The following is a 10,638-nucleotide window of genomic DNA, read 5'->3' as shown; positions in this document are numbered from 1 at the left end:
GGGCCGCCGTTCGACCTCGCCGGCACGGGCGTGACCGGCCATTCCGTCTTCCTCTCCGGCGGCGAGGCCGTGTTCCTGTTCGAGGGCGACGAGGACGACCTCACCCTCGACGCGCTCGGCAGCGACCCCGTCGTCTCGGCGGCCTTCGCCCGCTGGGCGCCCCTCCTCGCGGGCGCGCCGCGGGTCGCGCGCGAGCGCTACTGCTGGACTTCGTCGAGCAAGCCGCGGCTCAGCGCATAGCGCACGAGCTCGGCGCGGGTCGAGAGCCGCAGCTTCTGCATGATGTGCGCGCGGTGCGTCTCCGCCGTGCGGACGGAGATGAAGAGCATCTTCGCGATCTCCTGGTTCGTGTGGCCGAGGGCGAGGAGCCGGAGCACCTCCCGCTCCCGCTCGGAGAGGGGATCGGCCTCGGCCCGCTTGCGCTCCTCCGCCTCCGCGGCGACGAGACGCGCGCCGAGCGCGGGATGGACGTACCGCTCGCCGGCCGCCACGGCGCGCACGGCGCCGACGACCTCGGTGTCGGCCGCCTCCTTCAGCACGTAGCCCGCCGCACCCACCTCGAACGCCTCCCGCACGTACCGGGGGTCGTCCTGCATCGAGAGGACGAGCACCTTCGCCTCGGGAACGGCCTGCAGCACGGCCGGCATCCCCTCGATACCCGACTTACCGGGCATGACCACGTCCATGACGACGACGTCCGGCTTCCCGGAGAGCGCCTCGAACACGGCACGGTCGGCCGACTCCGCCTCGCCGACGACCTCGATGTCGGCCTCCGCCTCCAGCACCCGCCGGAGACCGGAGCGCAGGATCGCGTGGTCGTCGACGAGGAGGACCCGGATGCTCATCCGGTGTCGTCCTCCGGTCGTGCGACCGGCACCTCGGCCACGAGGGTCGTGCCGGCACCCGGCGACGATTCGATCGTCAACCGGCCGCCCACGAGCTCGATGCGCTCGCGCATGCCGGTGAACCCGAGCGCCCCCGCCCGGACCGAAGCGGGCTCGAAGCCCTTTCCGTCGTCCTCGACGACAACCACCGCAGCACCCTGCTTGCGCACGAGGGTGATGCTGACACGACCGGCGGCTGCGTGCTTCACGACGTTCGTCAGCGCCTCCTGCACGATCCGGTAGAGCGCGGTCTCGGCCTCGGAGGGCAGCCGCTCCTCGCCGAGCTGGGCCTCGAGGTCGACGACCAGGTCGGACTTCTCGCCCAGGGTCGTGGCGAGCCGCTCGACGGCGGGCACGAGACCGAAGTCGTCGAGCGCGCTCGGCCGCAGCTCCACCGCGAGGCGGCGGACGTCCTGGAGCGTCGTGACCACCAGCTCGCGCAGCGCCTCGGTGGCCGACCGGGCCTCCTCGGTCGCCGCCGCGTCCTCGAGGTGCTTCAGGCCGAGCAGGATCGAGGTGAGCGCCTGGCCGGTCTCGTCGTGCAGCTCGCGCGCCAGCCGGGCGCGCTCCAGCTCCTGCGCCTCGACCACACGGCGGAGGGCGTCGCGGGTGACCCGCTCGGAGAGGTCGACCGCGATCGCCGCCCGGGCGACCAGGGACTCGGCCAGGCGGACGTCCCCTTCCTCGAAGCGGGGGTCGTTGCCGAGCTTGTCGTGCGCGGCGACGACGCCCAGCGGGCGCCCGCGGACGGTCAGCGGCACGTAGATCGCGGAAGTGATCCCGAGCTCGCGGGCGACGCGCTGATCGACCTCGGGGTCGTCGACGACGGCGTCGACGCGCTCGGTGTGCCCGCGTTCGAGCACCCGCCCGATCTTGGTCGAGCTCAGCTCGAGCTCCATGCCCACGAGCTCGTCGCTCCCCGCCGACGCGGCGACCCGAAGCGTGCCCTGCGCATCGGGCAGGGCGATCAGCACGATCCGCGCCTCGACGAGCTCCTGCGTGCGTCTCGCGACGAGGTCCAGCAACCGCTCGAGCTCGACCTCGGACGAGAGCGCGCTCCCGATCTCGTTGAGGGACTCGAGCTGCCGCAGCCACCGCGTCGACGACTCGTAGAGCCGGGCGTTCTCGATCGCGACCGCGGCCTGGGCGGCGAGGAGCCGGGTCAGCTCCTCGTCCTCGGCGGTGAAGTCGGCCCCTCCCGCCTTCTCCGTCAGGTAGAGGTTGCCGTAGGCAACGCCCCGGAGCAGGATCGGGACACCGAGGAACGACCGCATGTGCGGGTGGTTCCGCGGGAACCCGACCGAGCGGGGATCGTCTGCGAGGTCGTGGAGCCGGAGCGGCTTCGCGTCGCGGATCAGGACGCCGAGGATCCCCCGTCCGCGCGGGAGCTCGCCGATCGCGGCGTGCGTGTCGGCGTCGATCCCCGTGGTGAGGAAGCGCTCGAGCCCGTGACCGGTTCCGTCGATCACGCCCAGTGCGGCGTAGCGCGCGTCCGTGAGCTCGGCGGCGGTGTCCACGAGCCGCTGGAGCAGCGCGTCGAGGGACAGCTCGGAGTTCAGAGAGATCCCTGCCTCGACGAGCACGCGCAGGCGGTCGACCTGCTCGGTGGCCGACGCGGGCGGGGCTCCAGTCGTCGGCTCGGTCACACAGCGTTTCTACCAGCCGTGCTCTGCAGCGGCCGCCGTCTGCGTGCTGCGCGGATGCCCGACGTGCTCCTCGAGTCAGGTGAGTTGGCCGCCCGGCCTCGAGGGGAGCTCCGCGAGACGCGCCTCGAAGCGACGCTCTGCGTCGACGTCGCCCTGGCGGGCCGCAGCCTTGCGTGCCGCCTCGAGGAGCTCTTCGCGACGTGCGGAGTCGCCCGCGTCGTCGGCGGCGCGCTCGAGATAGGCGACCGCCTTGTCGAGCCGGTCGCTGCGGACGTAGTAGTGGGCGAGGCGCTCCGCCTCGTCACCCGCACGGGCGCCGAGCAGCTCCTCGAGGGCAACGCCGATCCTTCCGGCGAGCTCCCGCTGGCGAGGTGGCGTCAGAGTGGACAGCGCCGCCTCGTGGAGGAGCCCGTGCCTGAACTCGCAGACGAGATCGGGGTAGCGCCGGAGCTCGCGCACGATGTCGCCTCGGACGAGCGCCAGCATGTCCGCGGCCGAGTCGTCCGTGCCCGCGACCCGCTCGAGGAGCGGGACCTCGAAGGTTCGCCCGATCACCGCCGCGATCTGCGCGAGCCGGCGGGCTGCGTCCGGAAGGGCATCGACACGGGCGACGAGGAGGTTCTCGAGCCGTGCGGGAAGCTCGGTCTGGCCGACCGTCAGGGTCCAGGTGCGCCGGCGCTGGACGGCGCTTCCCTCGAGGAGGAGCCGCACGAGCTCCTCGAGGAAGAGCGGGTTGCCCTCGGCGCGGGCGACCGCCGAGGCGATCGTCTCCTCGTCGATGGAGCCGGCGGCGAGCGTGCGGACCAGCTGCGTCGCCTCGGCGTCCGTCAGCGGGTCGAGCCGCAGCTCGGACGTCCGGTGCGCGAAGTCGCCCAGTGCGCGTAGCCGGAAGCGCCACGCCTCGGAGCCCGGGTCCGCCCGCAGCGTCGCGACGAGCAGGACGGCCGCCCTGTCGGTCAGATCGAGCAGCGACTCGGCCGCCTCGCGCGCGTCGGGAAGTGCCCAGTGCAGGTCCTCGAGCACGACGACCACGGGGCGTGTCCGGGCGAGGGCCTCGATCCAGGCATGCAGCGCCTCGTGGATCGCCTCGGGCGGGTCCTCGCGCGCCGCAACCGGCGACCGGTCGGGGTCGAGCCGGACGCGTAGCAGGCGACCGAGCGGTGCGAGCGCGTCGTCCAGGCGTGGGCCGAGGAGTGCGCCCAGGCGTGCCCTCACTCTCGTGCGGGTCGCGATCTCGGGCTCCTCGTCGGCGATGCCCAGCCAGCGGCGGAGCATCTCCTCGAACGGCCAGGTCGGCAGCCCGCCGTACGAGAGGCAGTGACCCTCGAGCCATGCGGCCTCCTCGCCGAGCATCGTGTGAAGCTCCTCGACGAGGCGGGTCTTGCCGATCCCGGCGTCTCCGACGACGAGGAGCACCTGTCCGCGCCCGGAGGCGAGCTCGCGGGCGATCGTCGAGAGGCGCTCGGCCTCCGCGGTGCGGCCGACGAGGTGTTGCCGAGGCCGCGCCTGGTCACGCTGCAGCGGCTGGACGAGCTGCTGCACCTCCACCTCCTTCGAGCGGCCTTTGACGGCCAGCCGGCCGATCGGTTCGAGCTCGAAGCGGTGCGCGAGCCGGCGCGCGGCTTCCTCGCCGACCACGATCGTCCCGGGCGCGGCGAGCGACTGGAGTCGCGCGGCGACGTTGGTCGTGTCCCCGAACGCAACCGTCTGCTCCTCGACGTCCCCCACGACCCCCACCGCGGCGGGGCCGGCGTTGATGCCCACCCGCACGTCGAACTCCTCGATGCCCCATGCTCGCTCGACGTCGCGCGCGTAGTCGCGGACGACCTCGAGGATGCGCAGCGCCGTGCGCGCGGCTCGCTCCGGGTCGTCCTCGCGGGCGACCGGGACGCCGAAGTACGCGCAGATGCCGTCGCCCATGTACGCCTGGACGGTGCCCCCGTACTCGTGGACCGCGCGGCTCATCTGGTTCACGCACTCCCCGATCAACGCTTTCGCCTCGTCCGGAGGCAGCCGCTCCGCGAGCGCCGTCGAGCCGACGACGTCGGCGAAGAGCACCGTCACGGGGCGAAGCTCGTCGTCGCTCGAGCTCACGACGACGCGTACGAGCCCGCGCAGCTGGAGGCGAGCGGCCCGTCGTTCGGGCCGGTCACGCGGAACACGTCATTGCGCGCATCCCCCCGCGGCGGCATGCGGCCAGTCTACCGCCGAGTATCACGACGCCCGTGAGGCGCTGTAACATCGACGGATTCCCGGGAAGACGGCTCGTATGCGGGCCGTCTCGAGGTTAAGTGGGCGTGAGCGAGACAACACGTATCGGCACCGTTCTTGCCGGCTACCGGATCGAGTCGCTGCTCGGCCGGGGCGGGATGAGCGTGGTGTACCTGGCCGAGCACATGCGCCTCGGCCGCAAGGTCGCGCTCAAGGTCCTCGCGACTCCGCTTGCGCACGACGACAGCTTCAGGGAGCGGTTCGTGCGGGAGTCGCAGCGCGCTGCGGAGCTCGACCACCCGAATGTGATCCCGATCTACGACGCCGGGGAGATCGAGGGAAGCGAGTCCGACGGGCTGCTCTACATCGCGATGCGCTACGTCGCCGGCTCGGATCTCCGCTCCCTCCTGAAGCAGGAGAAGCGGCTGAGCGTCGGCCGGACGCTCTTCGTGCTGGAGCAGGTGGCGGGAGCGCTCGACGCCGCGCACGAGAACAACCTCATCCACCGCGATGTCAAGCCGTCGAACATCCTCGTCGCGGATCCGTCGGAGCACGTCTACCTGACCGACTTCGGAGTCGCCAAGCAGACGACCGCGCCGGACCTGACCCGCACGGGCGTCTTCGTGGGAACCGTCGACTACGCCGCGCCGGAGCAGATCGAGGGCCTCAGCCTGGGGCCGTACACGGACGTCTATGCGCTCGGCTGCGTCCTGTACGAGTGCCTCGCCGGGAGGCCACCGTTCGATCGCGAGGCCGAGGTGGCCGTCATGCACGCGCACCTGACCGGCGCGCCGCCGAGGTTGAGCGAAGCGCGTCCCGATCTCCCTCGCGGGCTCGATCGCGTGATCGCGACAGCGATGGCGAAGTCGGCCGACGACCGCTTCCGCAGGGCGTCGGAGCTCGTCGATGCCGCCCACGCAGCCGTGCTGCAGCGGAGGACGACCTCCGTGCAGGCGCTCGAGGAGCGCTACGAGGAGGCCTCGGCTCCCTCGGTCGCGGAGCCCGTGCCGGAGACCGCCACCCCTGCCGCGCCGGTCGCGCCGACAGCCGGCGCTCCGGCTGCCGCGCAGGGCGCCGCCGGCTCCGACACGCCGTCCGACCCCCGGCCGGTCTACACCGAGCAGCCGTCCGAACCGGAGCCGGTCCCGGTCCAGTCGGCACCCGCGGCGGCGGATGCGTCCGTCCCGCCGACCGGGGCGCCGCCGGCACAGCCCGGTGGGCGCTCGGCGCCACGCGTGCCCCGGTGGGCCGTCACGGCGGCGCTCGTTGCGATCGCCGCCATCGTGTCGGGCACGACGGCATACCTGCTCGCGCGCGACGACGACAAGCTGGCGACACCACCCGCATCGGCGGCCGGCGGCGGTGTGACGACGGAGCAGGAGGCACCCGCCTCGCTCGCAGCGCTCGTCCCGCGCCAGCTGTGGAAGGACTGCGCGGTCGAGAACCAGCCGGCAGAGGGCGCGATCGAGAGCGCGGTCTGCCTCCAGCCTGCGGCCCTGGGCACGCAGAACCCTCCCGACCGCTGGCAGATCTCCATCTATCCGGACGCATCGGCGCTCGCCGCGGCGTACACGGCGGCGCGCGAGCGGGCAGGGGTGGCCGCGACCGGCGGCCGCTGCGACGGCACGTTCTGGGGCGGTTCGGGGCCATGGCTGCACGAGGGGACCCCGCCGAAGCCCGGTGGCGACCGGTTCTGCTACTTCGACGGTGACGACGCCGTGATTGTGTGGACGCACAAGAAGCTGGCGCAGCCCACCCACCGCGACATGCTCGCGCTCGCCCGCGAAGGCTCGACGGACCACGCCGCGCTGTTCAACTGGTGGCGCTTCTGGCACCACCGGATCGGCAAGGTCGGCGTCTAGCCACCCGTTCGCGTCTCAGGCGCGCCGTTGCGCGGCCGAGGCGGCCCGCAGCAGGTGCGCGAACGCCGTTCCGGTGCGCGGGCGCTCGGCCGGCTCCTTCGCCATCGCGCCCTGTACGACCTCCGCCAGCGCCTGCGGGACGTCCGGGCGGACGGTCGAGGCGTCGGGCGGAGGATCCTCGAGGTGCGCGACCCCGACCTCGAACATCCTCCGGTCGCCGAACGGCGGAGCCCCGGCGAGGCACTCGTAGACGACGCAGGCGAGTGCGTACACGTCGCTCGCAGGGCCGGCCTCCTCGCCCCGGATCAGCTCCGGCGCGATGTAGTCGAGCGTCCCCATCACCTGGCCCGGCAGCGTCAGCACGGTGTAGGCGCGTCCCTTCGCCAGCCCGAAGTCCGTGACCGCGGCGGAGCCGGTCGGGTCCAGCATCACGTTCGAGGGCTTCACGTCCCGGTGGACGATCCCGTGCGCGTGGAGCGCGTCGAGCGCCGAGCCGACCTCGGCCGCGAGCCGGACGGTGTCGTCCACCGAGAGGGAGCCCTGCCCGGCGATCCGATCCCCGAGCGAGCCGCCCTCGACGTGGGCGACCGCGAGGAAGTGATGGTCCCGCGCGACCCCGACGTCGAGGATCGGGACGAGGTGCCGATGCCGCACCTCCTGCGCGACACGCGCCTCGCGCGTGAACCGCCGCCGGTACACCGAGTCGCGGGACAGCAGCCGCTTCAGCACCTTGAGCGCGACGAGCGTTCCCTCCTCGGCGTTCGTCGCCTCGAAGACGACGCCCATCGCGCCCTCCCCGAGGACGGAGTCGAGCCGGTACGGGCCGAGCGATTCGCCGAGCCGTAGGTCAGGGGTGCCGCTGATCCGGTCCATGGCCACAGGCTACGGCAGCGCCGTCGGCGCCCCCTCGACGTGCTCGGCTCGAGCTTGACGCCGACGGTTGCGCGGCACCCGCGGCAGGGGGAGAATGTCGCCCGGTTCCGCTCCCCGGCCGATCGGCAGGTGTGTGATGCTCGAGTACGGAGAGCCCCAGGTCGCGATCGCGATCGTGTTCGGGGTGCTCGCCGTCGCCATCGTCGGCGTCGCATTCGCCGTCGCCGCCCACGCGAGGCACGACGTCCCCTACGAGGACGTGCAGCGCACCGGCTACCGCCTCAGGCGACCCTGGCTCGCGTTCCTGGTCGGCCTCCTCGTGGTCGTCGTGGGCTTCTCGTTCTTCCTCCTGCCGTACGCGAGCGGCGAGACGCCCGGAACCACGGTGAAGGTGTCCGGCGGCCAGTTCTTCTGGACGATCGACCCGGCGGTGCTGCCGGCGCGCACCGAAGTGCGTTTCGACGTGACCTCGGTCGACGTCAATCACGGCTTCGGCGTCTACGACCCCCGGGGTCGGCTGATCGGGTCCGTGCAGGCAATGCCCGGCTTCACGAACGAGCTGGACCTGACGTTCGACACGGTCGGTGAGTACACGATTCGCTGCTTCGAGTACTGCGGGCTGAGCCACCACGACATGGTGGCCTCGTTCCGGGTGGGGGGCTGATGGAAGCCCACGCGTCGAGCGTCCTCCATTCGGCCGGCACGGGGCTTCTCGCGTCCGCACGCGTGAGCGAGCGCCGCGTGGCGTGGCTGTTCGTCGGCACCGGGCTCGCGCTGTTCGCGGTGATGGGGCTCGCCGGGTTGGCGATGCGCCTGAGCCAGGCCGAGGTCTACACGCTCTCGCCGTCGTGGTTCTACCGCCTGATGACCCTGCACGGCGCAGGCATGCTCACCGGCGCGCTCCTGGCGATGATGGGGGCGCTCTGGTTCGTCCTGCGTCGCACCGTGCCGCTCGATCTCGGCCGGATGCTCGTCAGCTACCTCTCGATCCTGGGCGGCGCCCTGCTCGTCGTGGTCGCGGTGGTGCTCGGCGGCTTCGCAGCCGGCTGGACGTTCCTCTGGCCGCTCCCCTTCGACGCGGCCGGAGCGTGGCGACCCTGGGCGACGGACACCTTCCTCGTCGGGATGCTGCTCGTCGGGACCGGCTTCTTCGTCTACTGCATCGATCTCCTGCTGCAGACGTGCGCAACGTACGGCGGCCTGCAGCGCGCGCTCGGCATCTCGTACCTGCGCAACCGGGACGATTCCCCGCCGCCGCCGGCGGCGATCGCGGCGACGGTGGTCGCGCTCGAGGGCCTCATCGCGAGCGCGGTGGGGACGACCATCCTTGTCGCGTTGATCGGCCGTGCGATCGACTCCGGGATGGAGCTGGACGCGCTCTGGGCGAAGAACCTGACCTACTTCTTCGGCCACTCGGTCGCGAACCTGATCATCTACCTGGCCGCCGGCGCCGTGTACGTGATGCTCCCCGGCTACACGGGCAGGCCCTGGAAGACGACGAAGCCGATCGTCGTGGCGTGGCTCTTCACGCTTCTGTTCGTGGCCACGGCGTACTCGCACCACCTCTACATGGACTTCGTCCAGCCGGGCTGGGCGCAGGGCTTCTCCAGCGTCGCGTCGTTCGGAGCCGCCCTGCCACCCGCCGTGGTGACGATCTACACGGGCGCGATGCTGGTCTGGGGCTCGCGGTACCGTTGGACGCTCGCGTCGGCGCTCCTCTATCTCGGCTTCATGGGTTGGGCGATCGGCGGCACCGGAGCGGTGATCGACTCGCTGATCCCGGTCAACTTCCGCTTCCACAACACGCTCTGGGTCCCGGCCCACTTCCACACGTACCTGCTGATGGGCGTGATCTTCTGGGCGCTCTCGCTCCTCGTGCGCATGCTCGAGGAGAGCTCGGGGCGGACGGCTCGCGAGGGCGTCTCGGCCTTCGCGCTCGGCTCGCTGCTCGTCGGCGGCTACGGCTTCCTCGCCGCCTGGTACGTCTCGGGCGCGCTCGGCGTGCCGAGGCGCTGGGCGGTGCACCCCGAGGGAACGGCGGGCTACAGCCTGGCCGGCGCCATCTTTGCGATCGTCTTCGCGATCGGCCTCCTCGTCCTGCTCTTCGAGTGTGCCCGGTTGGCGCGCATCGCAGGCACCCGCCGCTGGGAGCGCCCTCCGGCGGTGGACGAGCCGCTCCCCGCTGCGGGCGAGACCGCCCCGCTGCTCACGACCGGATACCAGTTCGGGGCCGTTGTCGCCGCCACCGTGGTCTTCCTCGCCTCCTTCGCCCCCCAGATCACCGATGCGGTCGAGGACAGCACCCGCTATCACCACCTCCAGCACGGCGCGCAGTTCGTCGTCGGCGCCCTGATCGGCGCCGCCGTCGCCTCGACGCCCACGGTGTTCGCATGGCTCCGCCACCGGGCGAGCGTCGCGATCGCCGTCGTCGTCGTCGCGCCTGCGGCGATGCTCCTCGTGATGCTCCCCACGATCTACGACTCGCTGGCCACGAGCGAGGGGTGGCACGCCCTCTTCCATCTCGGCGTCACGGCGCTCGGTTTCGTCACCGGTCTCGCAACCGGCTCGCTCGGGCTCGTCACCGGACGGATCGTTCTCGTGCTCTCGATCGGCATGGCGCTGATGTACGCCGCCGGCGTGACAGGAGGCTGACGTGGCTGATCCCCGGACCGGTGACGGGCTGTGGAAGTGGATCCTCGGGGGCCTCGCCACAGGCGCCGCCGTCCTCGGCCTGATGGTCGGCGCCTACGCGATCGGCTACGACCGGGGCGAGGACGCCGCGCGGCCGGACGCTGCGGAGACGACGCCGCCCCCCGCCGAGACCGAGCCCACCCAGACCGAGACAACTGAGCCGACCGAGACGACCGAGGCGACTGAGACGACCCTTTCGGAAGCCGAACTCCTCGAGCGTGGAGAGACGCTCTGGGGCTCCACGGGGTGCTCGGGGTGCCACTCGCTCGACGGCTCGGACGGGGTCGGGCCAAGCGTGCAGGGGCTGGCAGGCTCGACGGTCACGCTCGAGGACGGAGCGACGGTCACAGCCGATGCCGACTACCTCGAGCGGTCGATCACAGACCCCGACGCGCAGATCTCCGGGGGCTACCAGGCGGGGATCATGGCCGGAGCCGTCGCGTCCCAGGACTTCGCGACGCGGCAGCAGGA

Annotated in this window: 9 protein-coding genes; 5 read left to right on the top strand and 4 right to left on the bottom strand. The window is 72.1% G+C overall.

What is annotated here, in order from left to right:
• The coding region (locus VFO26_RS14540; protein WP_325115764.1) for a hypothetical protein at nucleotides 1–240 on the top strand (240 nt) is incomplete at its 5' end.
• On the opposite strand, the gene VFO26_RS14535 is transcribed toward VFO26_RS14540, so the two are convergent.
• The 3 genes from VFO26_RS14535 to VFO26_RS14525 form a co-directional block, all read right to left on the bottom strand.
• A complete protein-coding gene (locus VFO26_RS14535) occupies nucleotides 198–845 on the bottom strand; it encodes a response regulator transcription factor (RefSeq protein WP_325115763.1) in 648 nt (215 codons plus the stop codon). The two genes, VFO26_RS14540 and VFO26_RS14535, sit on opposite strands and share 43 nt — an antisense overlap.
• On the bottom strand, nucleotides 842–2,530 hold the full coding sequence (locus VFO26_RS14530) for a GAF domain-containing sensor histidine kinase (protein WP_325115762.1): 1,689 nt from the start codon (nucleotides 2,528–2,530) through the stop codon (nucleotides 842–844). Before VFO26_RS14530 ends, VFO26_RS14535 begins: the two co-directional genes overlap by 4 nt.
• A gap of 75 nt (nucleotides 2,531–2,605) precedes the next feature.
• Nucleotides 2,606–4,624, bottom strand: coding sequence for an adenylate/guanylate cyclase domain-containing protein (locus tag VFO26_RS14525; protein WP_325115761.1), 2,019 nt, complete (start codon nucleotides 4,622–4,624; stop codon nucleotides 2,606–2,608).
• Between the two features lie 203 nt (nucleotides 4,625–4,827).
• Between VFO26_RS14525 and VFO26_RS14520 the strand changes: the two genes are divergently transcribed.
• Nucleotides 4,828–6,603 carry a serine/threonine-protein kinase gene (locus tag VFO26_RS14520; RefSeq protein WP_325115760.1) on the top strand — a complete coding sequence of 592 codons (1,776 nt, stop codon included), beginning with the start codon at nucleotides 4,828–4,830 and terminating at the stop codon, nucleotides 6,601–6,603.
• Nucleotides 6,604–6,618: 15 nt separating this feature from the next.
• On the opposite strand, the gene VFO26_RS14515 is transcribed toward VFO26_RS14520, so the two are convergent.
• Nucleotides 6,619–7,476 (bottom strand): serine/threonine-protein kinase, encoded by an 858-nt coding sequence (locus VFO26_RS14515; RefSeq protein WP_325115758.1) that lies wholly within the window; start codon nucleotides 7,474–7,476, stop codon nucleotides 6,619–6,621.
• A 136-nt stretch (nucleotides 7,477–7,612) separates the two neighbouring features.
• Between VFO26_RS14515 and VFO26_RS14510 the strand changes: the two genes are divergently transcribed.
• From VFO26_RS14510 to VFO26_RS14500, 3 genes are all read left to right on the top strand, one after another.
• Nucleotides 7,613–8,140, top strand: a complete 528-nt coding sequence (locus tag VFO26_RS14510) for a hypothetical protein (protein ID WP_325115757.1) — start codon at nucleotides 7,613–7,615, stop codon at nucleotides 8,138–8,140.
• A 62-nt stretch (nucleotides 8,141–8,202) separates the two neighbouring features.
• Nucleotides 8,203–10,128: a cbb3-type cytochrome c oxidase subunit I gene (locus tag VFO26_RS14505; protein ID WP_325115756.1), complete on the top strand. Its 1,926-nt coding sequence runs from the start codon at nucleotides 8,203–8,205 to the stop codon at nucleotides 10,126–10,128.
• Nucleotide 10,129: 1 nt separating this feature from the next.
• On the top strand, nucleotides 10,130–10,638 hold a 509-nt coding region (locus tag VFO26_RS14500), incomplete at its 3' end, for a c-type cytochrome (RefSeq protein ID WP_325115755.1).

Source organism: Gaiella sp. (assembly GCF_035710885.1).
Classification (GTDB): Bacteria; Actinomycetota; Thermoleophilia; order Gaiellales; family Gaiellaceae; genus Gaiella.
This window is presented reverse-complemented; position numbering and strand designations above follow the sequence as displayed.

Bases quoted from the DNA above. Each gene is read 5' to 3' on its own strand.
- VFO26_RS14510 (WP_325115757.1), top strand. From the start codon at position 7,613: ATGCTCGAGTACGGAGAGCCCCAGGTCGCGATCGCGATCGTGTTCGGG.
- VFO26_RS14535 (WP_325115763.1), bottom strand. From the start codon at position 845: ATGAGCATCCGGGTCCTCCTCGTCGACGACCACGCGATCCTGCGCTCC.
- VFO26_RS14515 (WP_325115758.1), bottom strand. From the start codon at position 7,476: ATGGACCGGATCAGCGGCACCCCTGACCTACGGCTCGGCGAATCGCTC.